The sequence below is a fragment of the Arcicella sp. genome (assembly GCF_964672035.1).
In genome coordinates this window covers 21875-40400 of sequence record NZ_CBABQS010000042.1, presented here as the reverse complement: position 1 = coordinate 40400, position 18526 = coordinate 21875, and the positions used below count along the sequence as shown (strand labels likewise).

Sequence of the window (18526 nt, the reverse complement as noted above, 5' to 3'; positions counted from 1 at the left end):
TATAAGCGTTGTTGGCGTTCATCTAATTGATTAAAATAATTGCGTTCTTCGAGGGTAATTTCCATATAACTAAAAATCAGTATTGAATACGAAGATACAATATTATGAAAATTAATTAGACCAACTTATTATTTACACGTTACTTAATTGAAAATTTAATGTCTAAATATAGTATTACATTTGTGCAAGCTCGATATTTTATTCAAACTAAAATAGAACAAGGAACGTTAGGCATAGATAAAGAAAACGGCATAATAACTCTCACAGAATGTTAAATATAGCATATATAAAAGAAGAAATAAAAGACCAATATTTATTAGATGATAAGCCTTGGATTATTGGTTTTAGTGGAGGTAAGGACTCAACAGCATTATTACAAATTGTGTGGCACGCTTTACGAGATTTACCCAAAGAACAATTAACAAAAGATGTTCATGTTGTATGTAATGATACATTGGTGGAAAATCCTAAAATTGTTCAATGGATTGATACAAATTTAGAACGCATAAGGTCTCAGGCAGAGAAAGAAGGATTGCCAATTATTGTCGCTAAAACAACGCCAGAATTAGATGATTCGTTTTGGGTTAATTTAATTGGGAAAGGTTATCCGACACCTAATAATTCATTTCGTTGGTGTACAGAACGATTGAAGATAAATCCAACTACAAAATATATAAAACAGCAGATAAGCCAAAAAGGAGAAGTAATTATCTTATTAGGTACAAGGGAAGATGAAAGTGCAAATAGAAAAAGGAGTATCAAAAAATTCCAAATTGCAAATCAGAGATTAAGACGGCATATTGAATTAGATTTAGCATATATCTATGCTCCAATAAAGCATTTAGAAATTAATGAACTCTGGCAATATTTATTGCAAATTCCATCTCCTTGGAATGGTTCAAATAGAGATTTGATAACTTTATATAAAAATGGGTCAAGTGCAGATTGTCCATTAGTTATAGATTCATCAACTCAGTCTTGTGGTCAAAGTAGATTTGGATGCTGGGTATGTACTGTTGTAAAGAAGGATAAATCTATGGAGTCATTAATAGAGAACGGTGAAGAAAATTTACTACCTTTGCTTGATTTGAGAGATTGGCTTGTAGAAAATAGAGATAAAGATGAATATCGCATGATGCGACTTCGGAATGGTGGGCAAGGTAAGGGACCTTACAATATTGAGACAAGAACATATTTGTTGAAAAGATTATTAGAGGCTCAACAAACATCTGGCGAAAAGCTAATATCAACACAAGAGTTAAAGGCAATACAGATTATTTGGAACATGGATGGTTTTAACCGCAATGTTTATGAAGTATTTTACGAAGTTTATGGAATACAAAATAATTTTCCCATGAGTAAGAAAGACACCCTTAAACAATTACAGCAAGACGAACTTGTTAAAATTTGTAACCAAAATGGTATCAAACCAGATTCCTTGATAGCACTTGTCAAAGCTGAGAAGGATAAAAAGCTAATGAGCAAAAAACTCAATATGCAACAAATAATTGAAAATACCATTAAAGAATCCGTTACAGAAAGATGAAAATAAAACAAGTTGAGTTCTATAATTTTAGACAGTATTATGATAATATCTCAATAGACCTTGGTGTTACTGAACAACGTAATACTATTCTTGTCGGAGGCAAAAACGGACATGGTAAAACGACCTTCTTACTTGGGTTAGTTTGGTGTTTATATGGTGATAAAATCTCAAATATAGATGATGTTTTTAAGAAAGAAGTAAAAGGTAATTACAGCGTTTTTAGAGACAAAAACATCAATTGGGTAGCCAAAGAAGAAGGCAAAGACAATTACTACATTGAAATCGTTTTTCATGAAGTAGAGTTATCAGAGATATTTCAACGGTCTGAACAAGGAGTCCATGAGATAACTGTCAGACGTTCATATAACTCCACATCGTGCGAAGAAAATTTTGAAATTCTTATTGATGGAGACGTTCTTGGTTTGCTCTCTGATAAAGAGGATAAGGTTAATTTTATTGATGATTACCTTATTCCCATTGACATAGCTAAATTTATTTTCTTTGATGCAGAAAAAATTGCCGAGATTGTAAATTTGAGTGTGAAAGACCAAGCCAATATAATGAATGAGACTCTTGCCAAAGTCTTAGGGTTAAGCACATACGAGAACTTGATAGGCGACATCAAGACATACCATACAAAACTCGTATCTTCTGAAGCACCACCACAGATAAAACTCCAAATAGAAACGGCTGAAAACTCTCAAAAGTTAAATAATATCCAATTAGAGGAATACGAGCGACAATTAGATGAAATAGATGAGTCTAAGGAAAGGTTACGTGCTGATATAGCCTCGTATAATACTGAATTGGCAAGGAGAGGGGATAAAAGTCATTTGATAGATTTAACCTCATTACGCAAAAAAGAGTCAGATTTACAGGATAAATTAATTGAATTATCGCAACGATTTGAAGAACTTTCATACATAATTCCGTTCTGTATAACAGCTACAAAATTGGAAGAAGTCCATGAACAATTGAAACAAGAAGAGGAATTGAAAACTCAGGAAGTTAGAAATTCCGACTTTTTTGACAAGACGAAAGAATTTACAGAAGAATTATTCAATAAAGCTCCTTATCCTGTATCTGACATTGATTTTGAGCAGAAGAAGTTTTATTATGACAAGGCAAAACAGTTGATTAGTAAAATTTATGGAGAGTCTTTTGAAGAATCTGATTTAGAGTTTTACCATGATATGACAAAACAAGATAGGGAACATTTCAAGGATGTTTTGAATTTAGTTAAGCAAACATCTAAGGATTCATTTGATATTGTTTTTGGCGAACTTAACAGACTTAAAAATGAAATTAGTGATAACCAAAAAGAAATAACCCTTGTTGAACGGAATTCCCAAGACGAACTGTCAAATGAATTTAAGAAAAACAGAACAGAAGCTGAAAAAGAACTCTCATCACTCGATGTCAAATTAGGAAGTATTTTGACTAATAAGCAAATTTTAAAGAATAAAAATGAGACTCTGGATATTCAGATTAAAAATTTGTTAGATAAAATTAATACCTCCAAGGCAAACCAAAAATATATAGAGAAGACGAAACTTTTTACAAGTACACTCACTGATTTTGTAACAAAACAAAAAAACTTGAAGTGTATTCAACTGAGTAAAAAAGTTCAAATTGAGTTGAATCGTTTATTACACACTATTGAAGTTGGAGAAGTTGATATTAAAATACTCCCCAATAACAATGGTTTAGAAGTAAATTTATATGATAAACAGCACCGAGAAATACCCAAAGACTCTCTCTCAAAAGGACAGCAACAATTATATATCTCATGTTTGTTGAAAGGTATTTTCTCTGAGTCAATCCATGATTTACCAGTATTCATTGATACACCTCTCGGACGTTTGGATAGCGAACACCGTGATAATATTTTAGAAAATTATTATCCAGAACTTTCAGAACAAGTTGTGATTTTCTCGACTAATACAGAAATCACGACTCGTGATATTCCTAAAATCGAAAATTATATTTCTAAATATTATCGTTTAGTAAACCAAGACCGTAAAACTGTTATCCTTGAAGGATACTTTGAACAATAAAATATGAGTCGGATAAAATCTACCGAAATAAATAAAGTCAATATCCAACGATTGAAGGAAAAATTTGGCTTCAAATACGATTATACCCCTGCACAAATTGGGATAAATTTAAGTATTCAGCAAAATAAACGTTTTGAGGTTGCTGAGTTTGAACTTTCTGATAATAAAGGAAAGGAGTATGATGAAGATACGCTTTTTGGGAGTATTAATTCAAAGGTGAATCGGTCTATATATAAAGCTATTTTAGAAAACCATTATAATCAAAACTTAGTAGATGAAGACTTTTATAAACTCATAAAACTCCATCTCGACCACGGTATTGAGGTTTTGACGAGAGAAGTTCTGAATGTAGATAGGGGTAAAAACGCTCACGTTGATTATTTAATGAGTTTGGTGAAGAATGGTTTAACACTCATATCAGATTCTTTTGTTACAAGTAATACAACCAAAAAAGACCTTCAAGCCTTTGAGGGTTTAATAGAAATAGAAATCGGGCATTTATTATCGGATGGGAGTCCAGTTAAAATCCGATTTAATGATAGAAATGAATTAGACCCTCAACATATCGCTATTGCAGGAATGGCAGGTTCGGGGAAAACTGAGTTGATGAAAGATATTTTATATCAAATCAATCAGAAAAGCGATGGAGAATTAAAGTTTATATTCTTTGATTACAAAGGAGAAGGACAGTCGGGACAATTAAAGTCGTTTTTGGATGCCACAAATTGCGAATTCGTTGATATTAAAGAAAAAGCCTTTAAGTTCAATCCATTATCGTATGTCAATATTGCTAATGAGAGAGCAAGAGACGGGCATATTAAGATGTTCCGTGATGCTGTATTAGCGATTGATAAACGAATGGGGGCTAAGCAACGTAATTATTTAGAGACCGTTTTGAGAGACTGTTTTGAAAAATCAAAGCGTACTGGTAAACATCCAAATATTAATGATGTTCGTTTAGAATTGAAACAGTATTATGAAGATAATCGTATTTCTCTTGATACCCTAACGTCTGTTATGGATGAATTATCAGGTAGTAATATGACAGTATTTGAAGATGCAGAAAACACCGAGAAACTTAGTGATAAAAATGTCTATTTGAGCCTTCCTTCAACATTAGGAAAAATGGCACGACAGGCAATTGTATTTATGATTTTAAACTATATTTTTGCAGAATTTATAGATACAAATGATGTACAGATACAAGAAAACGGTATAAAGCCGATGCGTTATGTTGTGGTAATAGATGAAGCACATAACTTCTTAGGTTCGGTTAATATGCGAGAAATACTTGAAAAAATGTTGAGAGAAATTCGTTCAAAAGGAGTATCTATAATGATGATTTCCCAAGGAATGGAAGATTATAAGCAACAAGGCTTTGATTTTGCATCACAAGTTAAATTGCCTATATTGTTGAATGTGCAGAACAAAAACATGAACGTAGCGAAATACTTTTTAGGTACTCCAAGAAGTGAAGCAATTTTAGCCAAAGCTCTTCAAAGTTTAGAACCAAAACGAGCAATTATAAACATGAAAGAGCCACAACTGATTGAAATTTCACAGTTCTGGCAGAGGAAAAATTTGTAAGGTGTATTCTAAATTTCACTCATAACAAAAGCCACTTATTTGAGTGGCTTTTGCCTTTTTATATATAAAAATCATAAACTCCAACAAATTTAAAGAGATTTAAAATGGAAAAATTAGACATACCACATCCAGAACCATTACCAAGTTATGTATTAAACACCAAAGAAGATTTCAAAAAAATAAGAGTTATAGATGTTCTATGGCTATTGTCAATTGATACTTACGGTATAGCTTTTCGAGGAATAGGGATAAAATTTGAGACTGTTCAAGCACAAATTGCTAAGAATCCATCTAATGAAAAAGAGATTTTAAATGAATTGATTAGATGGATAAAAAACTATACACATAATGAAGACCCTCTTTGGCTTTTTTTAGAGAGAAACTACGGTCAAACAATACCAATATTTTTAAAAGATTCTGCAAAATTTATTGAATTTGTTGAGAATACTCCTTCATTCTTAAACATTGTCTCAAAAGAAAAACAACGCTTTCTCAAAAAACTCACAAATTCTGGTTTTTTTAAGTCTATAAAAAACGAACAAAGCCCTTCTTATTGGCAAATCATAAAAGATATTCCTTTAATTTTTGATTTTGCTAAGGCTTTTAATATTGAAGAAAAAGAATATCCAAATTTAATATCGGATTTAGTAAAATTTTGGTTTTCTTGGTTCACTATGGATATTAAAAAGATACTTCCTTTTCTTCAAATAATACTGAAAAATATTTTTGGTCAATACGCTTTTGAGATTTATACCCATTATATACTTAACTGGATGAATCAAGAACAAGTCTTTCCAAAAGTTTTTCCAAATTTTGATGATAAATATGAGCAACTAAATAATCTGTCTATTTCAGAAGGGAATACAATTGAATATAGTTCTAATGATAATAGTTGGTTTGAATCTTTAACAGAATCTCAAATAGTGTTGCTCCATCATTTCTTCTTAACTTATATAAATCAAAGATATAAACAAGGAACTGATATAACAGTTGTTGCTCGTTTTATTGCATTGATGGCTGGTAAAAAAATTTCAAAAATTAAAAATTCAAATATTTATACTTATTTGAGAGAAGCTCCAAATTTGAAAATAGGAAAAGGACTATTAAAAGACTTAAAAACTGTTAGAGATTTTTTAGAAAAAAATGAATTGAAAGATATTTTTCAACTCGTTGATATTGAGATAGATAGATGTAATTCAGAAATAGAAAATATTATATAAATAAAAATATCGGGTTACCCGACACCCTACCCGACACCTATAAACATGACAAATATTTGTAAATCGTTTCCAAAATAACTAAAAAAAACAAAGATGGAACGATACAAATATCATGGAACTAAATCCCAAAATTATCTTAGTAACGCCCAACGAGTTGGCGTTATTAATCGACATCTCAGTTCGTAATGCACTTGCTGAACACACCCCAAAATCGTCATTTTTAGACGACCAACCAATCAACATAGACGAAGCAGCAGCTTTCATAAAAAAGCCGAAGTCCACTGTCTATCAACTCACATCCACTCGTCAAATTCCATTCAACAAAGTAGGGAAACAACTCCTCTTTTTTAAGAAGGACTTGTTGGCGTGGATTGAAGAAAGCAAAAAGAAAACCAAAAAAGAGATTGAATCAGAAGGTTTTTCTATGAAAGGAGGTATGAAGAGATGACAATCCTCAAAATGCAATTAGAGCAAATTATCTGTGAACGTAGGGAACAGTTAATATCTTATGCTCAAACCCCCAACGCCAAAGATGGCTATATTCAAAAAGAGAATAAGTTAATCCAATCACTCACAGAAATCTACAATGGGATTATAATCTTGGAGTATCAAGACTTATGGAAAGAGGTTGAAAACCGTTTGAAGGTTTTTAAAAAGATGGATGCAAATTTCTCAGGCTTACACCTTGACCTCCGTTTTCGTGAATTAGGTTTACTATGCTATCAACCTTTTAATTTATATGAAGATGGACTTTAAGCCAATCACTCGACAAAATACAATCCCGAAACAACAGGAAGTTGAAGAGGGATTATTATTGGTTCGCTCTGCCAATCAGTGTATAGAGAATGCAAAGAGTCAGCCAATTCCATTACAACTATGCGGAGAGTTATGGTTTGAAGGCGAAGTAGCTATTTTATTCTCAGATACTAACGTGGGTAAATCAATTTTAACGGTTCAGATTGCCGATAATATTAGCAGAGGGATTAGAGTAGGTGTATTTCATTCAGAAGCACCAGCACAGTACGTTTTATACCTTGATTTTGAGTTATCTGACAAGCAATTTGAGAAGCGATATTCTTTGGAATGGGAACATCATTATCAATGGGACAACCATTTTTTGAGAGTCCAAATCAACGCCAATTTCTCAGATTTTATGGAGTTTGAAAAGCAATTATTTGCAGAAATTGAAGCAAGTATTGAGCAATATGGTTCAAAGATTTTGATTGTAGATAATATCACTTATTTGAGCATGGAGTCCAACGAAAGCAGCAAAAATGCACTGCCATTAATGAAATATTTGACCAAACTCAAAAATCAATTTGGCTTATCATTATTGGTTTTGGCTCATACACCTAAACGTTTAAACCCCTCCAATCCATTGTCTATCAATGATTTAGCAGGGAGTCGCCAATTGGCAAACTTTGCTGATAGTGTTTTTTGCATAGGTCGGAGTAATCAAGGTACGTCCATTCGCTACATTAAGCAACTTAAAGCACGCTCTTGTGCTATGATGGAAGAAGTTTGGGTATGCGATTTGTCAAAGCCCTATAATTTTTTGGGTTTTGAGTTCCTAAATACTGACTACGAACACAACCATTTGAAACCAAAAAAAGAAGCCGATGAGGAAATGAAAACGATGATTTCTACCATGAAATCGGAGAATCCTGACGTTTCGATGGCAACTATGGCGGAAACGCTTGGTACGAATAAAATGAAGATTAAACGATTAATTGACAAAAATAATCTGTAACAGCCGTAACACTCGTAACACGTGTTACAACTGTTACGCTTGTTACGGCATAAACTTTTAAAAAAATGCAAACGATTAAATATAGTACCATGACACGCACGCAATTAGCTCAAAAGTATCAAGTATGCTTGAAGACTTTTAATAAAATGTTATCGGCAATTCCTGATTTTGTCATAGATGTCAAAATCAGAATACTGACTCCTAAACAAGTGAGTCTAATAATTGACCACTTAGGCGAACCCCCTGATTAATTTATCAGGAATCTTTCAGAATAATCTCGCATTAACTGGCATTAACGAGCATTAACCCCAATTAACCTGAAAGCAGTAATTGAAATCTAAGTAACTTTGAATCAATAAGTTACACTAAAAAATATTAATTTAATCAAACATTAAAACTATGCAAGAAATACGCACTGGCAGAGCATTACAGTTGGAAGGACTGCAATTTGCTCAAAACAAAGTAACATTAGGCTTCAAATGTGAAGCAGGAACTAAAATTCAGTTGGCACAAGAAGCACAACAAATCGGTATGACATTGAGTGAGTATGTTGATACCGTCATTGGCAGTCGCCACTCACTACAAAATCAAGCTCCTAAAAGCACCTCCGAATTAGCTCCGAAAGTAGAAATTCAAAAGAAGCAAATTCAACAATTGGAAGCGAAGGTAAATTTTTATGAGAATGATTTTTTAAAAAGTGCTTTCAACCATTACAGAGGTCAAACCGTACCTTTTCAAAGTAGTAACGGTCAGTCGGTTCAAGTAACAGTTAATAGGATTGAAGATGTCTATACGATATTGGTCAATTCGGTAAATCTACAATAATCATGTTCACCGTAACATCAAATCCATTTGCAGAAATGACACAAGGTTTGTCAGGTCTGCCACGTTCATCAAGTAGTTCACTCTCTTTGCAGAGTCCACAGATTCAGCCAGATTACAACTATTATCATAAGCCACCAAAAGAGAGTTCTTCTGGACTTTGGAAAATAATTTTGGGAATAGTTGCAGTATTTTCAACAATTGGTATTTGTTTCTGGGTTTACGAAAATAAAGAAAAAATGGAAGCAGAGAGAATAAGATTGGAAGAAGAGCAGAAAAAACTCGCAGAAACAAAAAAAGAAATCACTTCCTAACGGGGGTGATTTCTTTTTGTTATTATGGTTTAAACTAATAAAATGTTTAAACTATGTTTAAACCGAGATTTCAAGCGAAAACCAAATTCAACAAAAAAGCCTGACAATCAATTGATTATCAGGCTTTTACTTTGTGGAGAATATCGGATTCGAACCGATGACCCCTTGCCTGCCAGGCAAGTACTCTAGCCAACTGAGCTAATCCCCCTTTTAGTTGTACAAAAGTAGGCAAAATGCCTTAAACGGCAAAACTGAATAGAAAAATAACTTAAAAATTTAGTCTTGCCCCAATTCCGCCTTGTGGATGAAAATATAAAACCGAAGGAACCAATTCAACGTAAGCACCAACCTCACCAAAAATCGAAATGGGAGAGCCTTGCAAAAAATATTCCAAACCCGCCTGTCCCAAACCTCCCAATCCTGTGACAGGATTCAAATCTTTATAAGGCAAACCATTTACAACTTTATCCTCATAATAAGAACGTGAAGTAATTTGAACCCCAAATCCATAATAATTCTTTAAACGACTTGACATCTCATTGTGCCATAAATATAACCCACTAAATGATAAGCCTGCACCGTCAAAAGAACCCGATTTGTAATTACTCCTCAATCCCCACAACGCTCCGTAAACGCCTACATTTACTTCTATTGCATTCTTGTCGTTACTTAAATATTTACGAATAGTGAAACCGGCTGGGTCGCCAATTTTTGCGCCAATGGCCCAATTTTTTTCTTGTGCTTTCGATGAAAAATAACTGATAGTCAGCAGGATAAATAAGAAATATTTTTTCATTTTTTAATGATTATAAGGATTTGTATTGTTTCAAAAGATTCAATAGAATTCGGTTCTCTTGTTCAGTTCCAATTGAAATTCTCAATGATTCATCGCATAAAACTACTTTAGAACGGTCTCTCACAATTACTTTTTGCTGAATAAGAAAATCAAAAATGTTTTTTGCTTCAGTAAATTTAACCAATAAAAAATTAGCATCGGAAGGGAAAATTTTTTTCACAATCGGCAATTTTTCCAGTTCACTAATCACAAAGTCTCGATTCTTAGTTAGCCTTTTTACCGAATCAGTTACAAATTCAATATTGTCAATACTTTCTAATAAAGCCTTCTGTGTCAGACCGTTAATATTATACGGATATTTGATTTTATTCAATAAAGTAATCAATTCTTCTTGTCCAAAAGCCATACCCAAACGCAAAGAAGCCAATCCCCAAGCCTTAGAAAAAGTCTGTAAAACCATGACATTTGGGAATTTGTCTAATTCAGGAATAAAGGAAGGTTCTTCAGAAAAATCGTTATAGGCTTCATCTATAATGACAATACCTTGTTGGAAGTTTTCAATGATAGTCAAAATTGCTTTTCTATCAATCAAATTTCCCGTCGGATTGTTGGGTGAACAAATGAAAATTAACTTTGTTTTTGGATTAATGGAAGCGATTATTTTTTCGGTATCTAATTGATAATCAGCGGTTAGTGGTATTTTTTGAATCTCAACATTATTCACCGAAGCACTCACTTCGTACATCCCATAGGTAGGAGGGAGAATGATAATATTATCCTCTTTGGGTTCGCAAGTCAAGCGAATAATCAAGTCTATGGGTTCATCGGAGCCATTTCCTAAGAAAATTTGGGATTGACGACAGCCTTTGAGCGGGGCAATTTTCTCTTTGATTTCCCACTGATACGGGTCAGGGTAGCGATTCCAATCTTCGGGCGTAACCGAACCCAAAGGATTTTCGTTGGCATCCAAAAAAATGCCTTCTTTACCCGTATATTCATCACGTGCCGACGAATAAGGTGCGAGACTTAATATGTGCTGACGCACGATGTTTTGTAAATTGAATGAAGCCAAAATTTTCGAGGTTGGATTTTCGAGGTTAGATTTTCGAGGTTTGGGATGTAATAAGCCTCGAACATCGGTCATCTAAAATCGAATATATTAAAATATCTTTTTGTAAATCTCTGTTAATGAGACCGTTAAATTGTCAATGATTGCTACATTTTCTAATGAATCGTAATCTGTATTTATCCAAACATTCGGTTCGTGAGTTCTGGTATAAGTAGAAATCCAAGGTCTATCTTGTGCAACAAAAATAATTTGTTTGATACTTTCAATGGCTTTGTAATTCACCAATTTCTCACTCATATCAAAATCTTGGGTAGCCTTTGATAAAACTTCAACCACAATATATGGGTTTAAAATTTCGGTGGTTGTTCCTTCTTTCAATTTTATTCCCCCACTTACTACCGTCATATCTGGTTGATAATAGCTTTTAAGATTAGGAATATGGACGCAAGCGCCACTTTCTAAAATATCAAATTCATTTTCAAAAGTTGCATAAAAATTATGTAAAATTACGCCTATTATAAAGGATAATCTCGAATGTGTAGGTGTTACTCGTCCCATAGTGGCAATTATTTCTTCATGATGATATTCAATTTTCAAGTCTCTTTCATAGCATACACTTTCATATTCCTCTAAAGAAGCAGGAATTCTAATAAAAGGCTCAGTTAAAAGTCTTCCACGAATTGATTCAAGTAATTCAGCCGTTTGTACCATGTGATTAACTAAGTTTTAAGTTTCTATAACTTCCCGAAAGTTTTAAACTTTCGGGAAGTTCCCCAAGTTTTTGAAAATGAATTATATTTTTTTTAGCCGATGCTGAATCATCGGGTTACAAAAGCCTCACCCGAACTGCATTGGCATGAGCTTCTAAAGACTCCGCCGTTGCCATTTGGATAATGGTTTTTCCTATGTTTTGAATACCGACTTGGGTAATATGTTGCACCGTAATTTTCTTGATAAAACTATCCAAACTCACGCCCGAATAGGCTTTTGCGTAACCATTGGTGGGTAAAGTATGATTCGTTCCCGAGGCATAATCTCCCGCTGATTCTGGAGTGTAATTTCCTAAGAAAATAGAACCAGCATTGTAAATTTTTTCGGAAACTTCTTCCGCATTTTCAATCGACAAAATTAAATGTTCAGCGGCATATTCATTCAACATTTCTAAGGCAATCTCTTGATTCTCAACCAAAACCGCTTGCGAATTTTCGAGTGCTTTCGAAGCAAATTCGGCTCTTGGTAAAACCGATACTTGTTTGTTAAGTTCTTGATTGACCGCTTCAATCATCGTTTCGGAAGTAGAAACCAACAAAACCTGTGAGTCAATGCCATGTTCGGCTTGCGACAATAAATCTGCCGCCACAAAAATTGGATTGGCTGAATCATCGGCATAAACGGCCACTTCCGAAGGTCCCGCTGGCATATCAATGGCAATGCCTTCTTTATTGACCAACATTTTTGCCGCCGTAACGTATTGATTGCCCGGGCCAAAAATTTTATAAACTTGTGGAATACTCTCCGTTCCGTACGCCATGGCCGCAATGGCTTGTGCACCGCCAACCCTAAAAATCTTGGAAATACCGCACAATTGAGCCGCAAAATAAATGGCTGGATGTGTGGAAGGCGTGCACAAAATAACCTCACGACAACCGGCAATTTTGGCGGGAATTCCTAACATCAAAACCGTTGAAAACAAGGGTGCGGTACCGCCGGGAACGTATAACCCAACTTTGTCAATGCCCACCGATTTCCGCCAACACGTCACGCCATTCATCGTTTCAATTTTTTCAGGCACTGATTTTTGCGCTTCGTGAAATTTGTAAATATTAGCGTAGGCTTGTTTAATAGCAGTTTTTAAGTCTTCCGATAATTGATTTTCTGCTTGTTGAATATCACTTTCAGCAACTTCCAAAGAATCTAAAGTTACCTTATCAAATTGTAAGGCGTATTCACGGATGGCAGCATCTCCTTCGGCTTTTACTTTTCTCAGAATGGGCAAAACTCGCTCTTCAATCACCGAAATGTCTTGCGTAGGTCGAGTAAGAATTGCTTTGTAAGCTGATTTATGGGGGTATTTTATAATTTTCATTTTTTCCTGCTAATATTTCCCGAAAATCGAAACGGAACGCCCCCGAAACAAAAATCGAACATCAATTTTAATAAATCATCTTCTCAATTGGCATCACCAAAATCCCTTCAGCACCCGCTTCACGAAGTTTTTCAATGTTTTGCCAAAAATCATTTTCATTAATTACCGAACTCATCGCCGACCAACCCGATTGTGCCAGAGGAACAACGGATGGTGCTTTCATGCCCGGTAATAGTTTTGAAATAGCGTCAATATTTTCGTTTTTCGTGTTTAACACCACGTATTTATTATTCTTTGCTCGTTGAACGGCATCAATTCTGAATAAAATTTGCTTCAAAATGTCTTGCTTTTCTTGGTTCATCGTTGGGCAACCAATCATAACAGCCTCAGAGAAGAAAATCTTTTCAACTTCTTTCAAACCATTACTTAAAAGTGTACCACCCGAAGACACAATATCACAAACAGCGTGGGCTAATCCAATGCTTGGCGCAATCTCAACTGAACCCGAAATTTCGTGGATATGAGCCGTTACACCGTTCTCTTTTAAGAAATTCCCTAAAATAATGGGATAAGAAGTGGCAATGTCTTTTCCTTCTAAATCTTGGATAGAATTATACGTTTCACCCCGAAGAATCGCAATGGATAAACGACACTTTGAGAAGCCTAAAAGTTTAACTTCTGATACATTTTTATGCGATTCCACGTGGACGTTTTGTCCTACAATGCCAATATCCGCCACGCCATCTTCCACGTATCCTGGAATATCGTCGTCTCTAAGAAACAAGAATTCTGCGGGAAAGTTTGACGAAGTAGCTTTTAATTTACCCGCTCCATTGTCGAATTTAATGCCACACTCTTTAAAAAGGTTGAGCGAATCATCACTCAAGCGTCCAGATTTTTGGACCGCAATTCTTAAAATTGTATTATTCACGATTTATTTTTTAATGGTGATTTGTGAGTGGAGATTTGTGATTAAAAATGGCAAAAAACTTTTATAATCATTGCATTAATAATCGTCCATGCCCAATCACACTTTATCATACAACAAAATTACTCAATCAAGTTTAGCTTTTGGGTGCTTTTCTGTAAATTGTCGTTAAATCACTAAAATTTGTCTTGTCAAGGTAAGGATACCAATTTAATTAACTAAATTATTTGAAATAGATAACTGAAGAAAAGGCTTTGCAATATAAACTGCAAAGCCTTTTCTGTATCAAACCAATAAAAAACAAAAAAAGCAACCTCATCGAGACTGCTTTTCTGAATTACACTTCATCAACAAACTAAAAACCAAATAAGACTACTTTTTGAGTAGGTAGTCAATTCGATAATTTGAGAATAAAGGTAATTAATTAATGACATTTTGTCAATATTATTCTCAAATATTCAAATAATTGGCTGTAGGAGAAGGACTCGAACCTCCACGGTGTGATTAGATATAGTACAAAGTCCGGTGGTCTACCCCAGTCTATCTTGCGATAGGCATTATACTAACTTTATTTCATGTTCACCACCCCCGAGACAGGAGGGTACGTCTGCCAAATTTCATCACCCTACAGTATGATTGCCTTTACGACCTGACAAAATTAGTATATTGAGCGTTGTATTGCAAATATTTGATAAAAAAATGTTAAAATTTATGATATTTTTAAAAATTTAATATATTTGTTGTTATATATGCAATAAATGTTTTGTAAATAGGGTTAGTTTTGACATTTTTTCAATACGTTTTTTCATTATTCTTGAAGACATGAGCTACTTGCAGCGAAGTCAAGCTAATCATATTTCTTGTAACAAGCGTTTTTTACAGTTTAACAGATTTCTCGTTAGTTGAAACGATAAAATCAGCACAAAAAAATAATGACGAATAAAAATGCAATAATTGATGAGGTGGACCTAAAAATATTGAGCCTTTTAATGCAAAATGCCAATATGCCTTACACGGAAATTGGAAAAAAAATTCATGTTTCGGGTGGTACTGTTCACGTGCGTATGACCAAAATGGAGGAAGCGGGTATTGTGGTAGGTTCTCAATTAGTGATTGACCACACAAAATTGGGTTGGGATATTTCGGCTTTCTTGGGGATCTATTTGGATAAAAGTTCACTTTATGAAGAAGTAGCCAAGCAATTAACCGAAATTCCTGAAGTGGTTAGCATAAACTATACAACGGGAATTTATTCGATTTTTGCCAAAATAGTTTGTCGAGATACGGTACATCTGAGGGAAGTGCTACACGATAAAATTCAAAAAGTGCAAGGAATACAAAGAACTGAAACGTTTATATCCTTAGAAGAATCGCTAAACCGTTCCATTCCGTTACAACTTTGAGCGGTGAGTTGTATCTCTAATTACAAATCCGTAAAACGCTTTGCTCAAAGCTCATCGCTCACTTCGAAATACCAAAATAGAAAAATTCTAAACAAGCGAACTTTTGTAATCATTTTAGGGTTAAATTTACAGGATAATGACTTAATTTAGTCGTGACCAATAACTAATTTACGACACCAATAAAATGGCAAAGGAAGAAATAGATATTTTAGAAGAAGTAACCTCCTCGGAGTATAAATACGGTTTCCATAACGATTTCGAAGCGGATGAAATTCCTGCGGGTTTAAGTGAAAGCGTTATTAGACAGCTGTCGGCTAAGAAAAATGAGCCAGCATGGATGTTGGAATTGCGTTTGAATGCTTATGCGATGTGGTTGGAGATGAAAGAGCCTAAATGGGCAAATGTTAATTATACACCCGTTGATTATCAATCTATCAAATATTACTCAGCCCCAAAAGTAGCGAAAGTGGTGGATTCGATGGATGATATTGATCCAGAATTGCGAGCTACTTTTGAGAAATTAGGGATTTCATTGAAAGAACAAAAACGTCTTTTGAATGTCAAAGATGGCGAGGAGCTTTCGGGAATTGCCGTGGATGCCGTGATTGACTCCGTTTCAGTTGGCACAACTTTTAAAGCAGATTTGGCCAAAAGAGGAATCATATTTTGTTCTATTTCGGAAGCAATTCAAGAACATCCTGAATTGATTAAAAAATATATGGGTTCTGTTATTCCCGCAAAAGACAACTTTTTTGCGGCGTTGAATGCAGCCGTTTTCTCGGATGGTTCTTTCTGTTACATTCCCAAAGGCGTTCGTTGTCCGATGGAACTTTCAACTTATTTCAGGATAAATGCTTCGGGAACGGGGCAGTTTGAAAGAACACTAATCGTAGCGGATGAAGGTTCGTATGTGAGTTATTTAGAAGGTTGTACTGCTCCGCAACGGGATGAAAATCAGCTTCATGCTGCCGTTGTTGAGATTTTTGCGCACGCTGATGCAGAAGTGAAATATTCAACCGTGCAAAACTGGTATCCTGGCAATAAAGAAGGGAAAGGGGGTATTTATAACTTTGTAACGAAGCGTGGTATTTGTGATGGCGCAAATTCAAAAATCTCTTGGACTCAAGTAGAAACGGGTTCGGCTATTACTTGGAAATACCCATCAGTGATCCTAAAAGGTGATAATTCTATTGGAGAATTTTATTCAGTGGCCGTTACAAATAATATGCAACAAGCGGATACGGGTACAAAAATGATTCATATTGGTAAAAACACCAAATCAAGAATTGTATCAAAAGGTATTTCAGCGGGCAAATCACATAATTCATACAGAGGTTTGGTAGAAGTGATGAAGCGAGCAGATAATGCCCGTAATTTCTCGCAATGCGATTCACTTTTGATGGGGGACCGTTGTGGCGCTCATACATTCCCGTATATAGAAGTTAAAAATAAAACCGCAACGGTGGAACACGAAGCAACGACCTCGAAAATAGGGGAAGACCAGTTGTTTTATTGTAATCAACGGGGAATTTCTACGGAAGCAGCGGTTGCTTTAATCGTGAATGGATATGCAAAAGAAGTGTTAAACCAATTGCCAATGGAGTTTGCCGTGGAAGCTCAAAAACTTTTAGCGGTTTCTTTGGAAGGTTCAGTGGGTTAGTTTTAAGTAGTTAGCTCAGTAAATAATTAAATGGCTTCTATTCTCTGAAAATAGAAGCCATTTCTTTTGTGTTTTTTCGCACAACCAAAAAAAAACGTACATGAAGAAAATATTGCTGCTCTTTCTTTGTCTTCCGCCATTCCCACAAAATACATTCAGTTTTGATTATTTTAAAGGAGATCACAAATCTACCCTTATTAATTTTTTTAGGTGATTTATGAAGGAGAACAAATTAGTGGATGATATAAATATGGTCAAATCGTAGGGGCGTCGCATGCGCCCAGATTCTGACAATTTAGGCGTATGCGATACGCCTCTACGGTTATGGAAGTCATTGAAATAAAAATAACTTTTAAAAAACTTCGCCTAATTCCTTCATACGGCCCCGCAAGCCACCCGTGTGAATGACTACAATGGTTGAATTTTCTTTGAATTCGCCCCGTTGTATCATATCATAAACGCCATACATCATCTTTCCTGTGTAAACTTGCTCTAATTTGATGGTAGGATTTCGTTGCTCAAATTGAATAATAAAATCAATTAATTCGGGCGTTGTTTTTCCGTAATTATTAAAAATATAATCGTTTGAAATGTCAAATTCTTTCTCATTGGTGACCAATTTTGAAACAAAATTCCACATCAGTCCTTTGTCTTTCAGTACGGCAAAACCAAGTGCTTCCGTTTCTCCCCTCAATCCCGAAACAATGCCTGCCAAAGTACCACCCGTTCCTGCGGCCACACAGACGTAGTCGGGCGTTATTTCGTCATAAATTTCATCCATCATTTCCACCACGCCTTTGATGGCAAATTCATTGGAACCACCTTCTGGAATTACATAAAAATCATCTTTGTACTGTCTCGTAATTTTATCTTTGAACCCATAATTTAATCGGGGAAGAAAAATTAAATCCATGCCATTGATTTTTGAATACATCAAAATTTCGTTGGAAAGTGGGGTTAATTCATCACCCCGAATAATGCCCGTAGTTTTAAATCCAAATTCTTTTCCTGCTGCTGCCGTAGCATAAATATGATTAGAAAATGCCCCTCCAAAGGTCATTAAGCTATCAAATCCTTTTTCACGGGCTTCGATTAGATTGTATTTAAGTTTTCGCCATTTATTGCCCGTAATTTCTGGATGGATTAAATCATCTCTTTTAAGGTACAAATTGACGGGGAAATCTTTCAATATGGGGTCTTCAATTTTTTGTAATGGAGAAGGAGGTAATTGAATCATGGCAAGAATGTTTTAAATTTGTGTTAATATTGGCAAAACGGCTGATAAACA

18 protein-coding genes and 1 tRNA gene are annotated in these 18526 nt (G+C 34.8%); 12 read left to right on the top strand and 7 right to left on the bottom strand.

Translation table 11 applies throughout. The annotated features are described in order from the left end of the window. Positions 1-268: 268 nt before the first annotated feature. The 10 genes from dndC (at position 269) to AC1W31_RS12535 (ending at position 9296) form a co-directional block, all read left to right on the top strand. Entirely contained in the window at positions 269-1546 is a 1278-nt protein-coding gene (gene dndC / locus AC1W31_RS12580; protein WP_481734803.1) for a DNA phosphorothioation system sulfurtransferase DndC, read from the top strand. Further along, entirely contained in the window at positions 1543-3603 is a 2061-nt protein-coding gene (gene dndD / locus AC1W31_RS12575) for a DNA sulfur modification protein DndD (protein WP_481734802.1), read from the top strand. The genes dndC and dndD overlap by 4 nt, the downstream gene beginning before the upstream one ends. A gap of 3 nt (positions 3604-3606) precedes the next feature. Continuing rightward, positions 3607-5190, top strand: a complete 1584-nt coding sequence (locus AC1W31_RS12570; RefSeq protein WP_481734801.1) for a DndE family protein — start codon at positions 3607-3609, stop codon at positions 5188-5190. A 104-nt stretch (positions 5191-5294) separates the two neighbouring features. Further along, on the top strand, positions 5295-6410 hold the full coding sequence (locus tag AC1W31_RS12565; RefSeq protein ID WP_481734800.1) for a hypothetical protein: 1116 nt from the start codon (positions 5295-5297) through the stop codon (positions 6408-6410). A gap of 112 nt (positions 6411-6522) precedes the next feature. Beyond that, positions 6523-6858 carry a helix-turn-helix domain-containing protein gene (locus tag AC1W31_RS12560; protein ID WP_481734799.1) on the top strand — a complete coding sequence of 112 codons (336 nt, stop codon included), beginning with the start codon at positions 6523-6525 and terminating at the stop codon, positions 6856-6858. Continuing rightward, the gene (locus AC1W31_RS12555; protein ID WP_481734798.1) at positions 6855-7166 is read left to right on the top strand and encodes a hypothetical protein; all 312 of its coding nucleotides are present in this window, start codon (positions 6855-6857) and stop codon (positions 7164-7166) included. The genes AC1W31_RS12560 and AC1W31_RS12555 overlap by 4 nt, the downstream gene beginning before the upstream one ends. Further along, a complete protein-coding gene (locus AC1W31_RS12550) occupies positions 7150-8160 on the top strand; it encodes an AAA family ATPase (protein WP_481734797.1) in 1011 nt (336 codons plus the stop codon). The genes AC1W31_RS12555 and AC1W31_RS12550 overlap by 17 nt, the downstream gene beginning before the upstream one ends. A 65-nt stretch (positions 8161-8225) precedes the next feature. Continuing rightward, positions 8226-8411: a hypothetical protein gene (locus AC1W31_RS12545; RefSeq protein ID WP_481734796.1), complete on the top strand. Its 186-nt coding sequence runs from the start codon at positions 8226-8228 to the stop codon at positions 8409-8411. Positions 8412-8559: 148 nt separating this feature from the next. After that, positions 8560-8985 carry a hypothetical protein gene (locus AC1W31_RS12540; protein ID WP_481734795.1) on the top strand — a complete coding sequence of 142 codons (426 nt, stop codon included), beginning with the start codon at positions 8560-8562 and terminating at the stop codon, positions 8983-8985. Between the two features lie 2 nt (positions 8986-8987). Continuing rightward, positions 8988-9296 carry a hypothetical protein gene (locus tag AC1W31_RS12535; protein ID WP_481734794.1) on the top strand — a complete coding sequence of 103 codons (309 nt, stop codon included), beginning with the start codon at positions 8988-8990 and terminating at the stop codon, positions 9294-9296. A 134-nt stretch (positions 9297-9430) separates the two neighbouring features. Here the strand turns inward: AC1W31_RS12535 and AC1W31_RS12530 are convergent. The 6 genes from AC1W31_RS12530 to hisG all read right to left on the bottom strand — a co-directional run bounded on the left by AC1W31_RS12530 (position 9431) and on the right by hisG (position 14178). Beyond that, positions 9431-9504 (bottom strand) — tRNA-Ala (locus AC1W31_RS12530). A gap of 60 nt (positions 9505-9564) precedes the next feature. Next, positions 9565-10092 carry a hypothetical protein gene (locus AC1W31_RS12525; RefSeq protein ID WP_481734793.1) on the bottom strand — a complete coding sequence of 176 codons (528 nt, stop codon included), beginning with the start codon at positions 10090-10092 and terminating at the stop codon, positions 9565-9567. Between the two features lie 10 nt (positions 10093-10102). Further along, complete coding sequence (gene hisC / locus AC1W31_RS12520; protein ID WP_481734792.1) at positions 10103-11236, bottom strand: histidinol-phosphate transaminase; 1134 nt, start codon at positions 11234-11236, stop codon at positions 10103-10105. Positions 11237-11251: 15 nt separating this feature from the next. Next, on the bottom strand, positions 11252-11872 hold the full coding sequence (locus AC1W31_RS12515) for a Uma2 family endonuclease (RefSeq protein ID WP_481734791.1): 621 nt from the start codon (positions 11870-11872) through the stop codon (positions 11252-11254). A gap of 115 nt (positions 11873-11987) precedes the next feature. After that, positions 11988-13247, bottom strand: coding sequence for a histidinol dehydrogenase (gene hisD / locus AC1W31_RS12510; protein ID WP_481734790.1), 1260 nt, complete (start codon positions 13245-13247; stop codon positions 11988-11990). Positions 13248-13314: 67 nt separating this feature from the next. Continuing rightward, positions 13315-14178 carry an ATP phosphoribosyltransferase gene (gene hisG / locus AC1W31_RS12505; protein WP_481734789.1) on the bottom strand — a complete coding sequence of 288 codons (864 nt, stop codon included), beginning with the start codon at positions 14176-14178 and terminating at the stop codon, positions 13315-13317. A 929-nt stretch (positions 14179-15107) separates the two neighbouring features. Here hisG and AC1W31_RS12500 point away from each other — a divergent pair. Then, entirely contained in the window at positions 15108-15578 is a 471-nt protein-coding gene (locus AC1W31_RS12500; protein WP_481734788.1) for an Lrp/AsnC ligand binding domain-containing protein, read from the top strand. A gap of 184 nt (positions 15579-15762) precedes the next feature. Continuing rightward, entirely contained in the window at positions 15763-17238 is a 1476-nt protein-coding gene (gene sufB, locus AC1W31_RS12495; RefSeq protein ID WP_481734787.1) for a Fe-S cluster assembly protein SufB, read from the top strand. A gap of 352 nt (positions 17239-17590) precedes the next feature. Here sufB and AC1W31_RS12490 read toward each other — a convergent pair whose 3' ends face one another. Continuing rightward, on the bottom strand, positions 17591-18475 hold the full coding sequence (locus AC1W31_RS12490) for a 1-aminocyclopropane-1-carboxylate deaminase/D-cysteine desulfhydrase (protein WP_481734786.1): 885 nt from the start codon (positions 18473-18475) through the stop codon (positions 17591-17593). Positions 18476-18526: the final 51 nt, after the last annotated feature.

Bases quoted from the DNA above. Each gene is read 5' to 3' on its own strand.
- dndC (WP_481734803.1), top strand. From the start codon at position 269: ATGTTAAATATAGCATATATAAAAGAAGAAATAAAAGACCAATATTTA.
- dndD (WP_481734802.1), top strand. From the start codon at position 1,543: ATGAAAATAAAACAAGTTGAGTTCTATAATTTTAGACAGTATTATGAT.
- AC1W31_RS12570 (WP_481734801.1), top strand. From the start codon at position 3,607: ATGAGTCGGATAAAATCTACCGAAATAAATAAAGTCAATATCCAACGA.
- AC1W31_RS12565 (WP_481734800.1), top strand. From the start codon at position 5,295: ATGGAAAAATTAGACATACCACATCCAGAACCATTACCAAGTTATGTA.
- AC1W31_RS12560 (WP_481734799.1), top strand. From the start codon at position 6,523: ATGGAACTAAATCCCAAAATTATCTTAGTAACGCCCAACGAGTTGGCG.
- AC1W31_RS12555 (WP_481734798.1), top strand. From the start codon at position 6,855: ATGACAATCCTCAAAATGCAATTAGAGCAAATTATCTGTGAACGTAGG.
- AC1W31_RS12550 (WP_481734797.1), top strand. From the start codon at position 7,150: ATGAAGATGGACTTTAAGCCAATCACTCGACAAAATACAATCCCGAAA.
- AC1W31_RS12545 (WP_481734796.1), top strand. From the start codon at position 8,226: ATGCAAACGATTAAATATAGTACCATGACACGCACGCAATTAGCTCAA.
- AC1W31_RS12540 (WP_481734795.1), top strand. From the start codon at position 8,560: ATGCAAGAAATACGCACTGGCAGAGCATTACAGTTGGAAGGACTGCAA.
- AC1W31_RS12535 (WP_481734794.1), top strand. From the start codon at position 8,988: ATGTTCACCGTAACATCAAATCCATTTGCAGAAATGACACAAGGTTTG.
- AC1W31_RS12525 (WP_481734793.1), bottom strand. From the start codon at position 10,092: ATGAAAAAATATTTCTTATTTATCCTGCTGACTATCAGTTATTTTTCA.
- hisC (WP_481734792.1), bottom strand. From the start codon at position 11,236: ATGACCGATGTTCGAGGCTTATTACATCCCAAACCTCGAAAATCTAAC.
- AC1W31_RS12515 (WP_481734791.1), bottom strand. From the start codon at position 11,872: ATGGTACAAACGGCTGAATTACTTGAATCAATTCGTGGAAGACTTTTA.
- hisD (WP_481734790.1), bottom strand. From the start codon at position 13,247: ATGAAAATTATAAAATACCCCCATAAATCAGCTTACAAAGCAATTCTT.
- AC1W31_RS12500 (WP_481734788.1), top strand. From the start codon at position 15,108: ATGACGAATAAAAATGCAATAATTGATGAGGTGGACCTAAAAATATTG.
- sufB (WP_481734787.1), top strand. From the start codon at position 15,763: ATGGCAAAGGAAGAAATAGATATTTTAGAAGAAGTAACCTCCTCGGAG.
- AC1W31_RS12490 (WP_481734786.1), bottom strand. From the start codon at position 18,475: ATGATTCAATTACCTCCTTCTCCATTACAAAAAATTGAAGACCCCATA.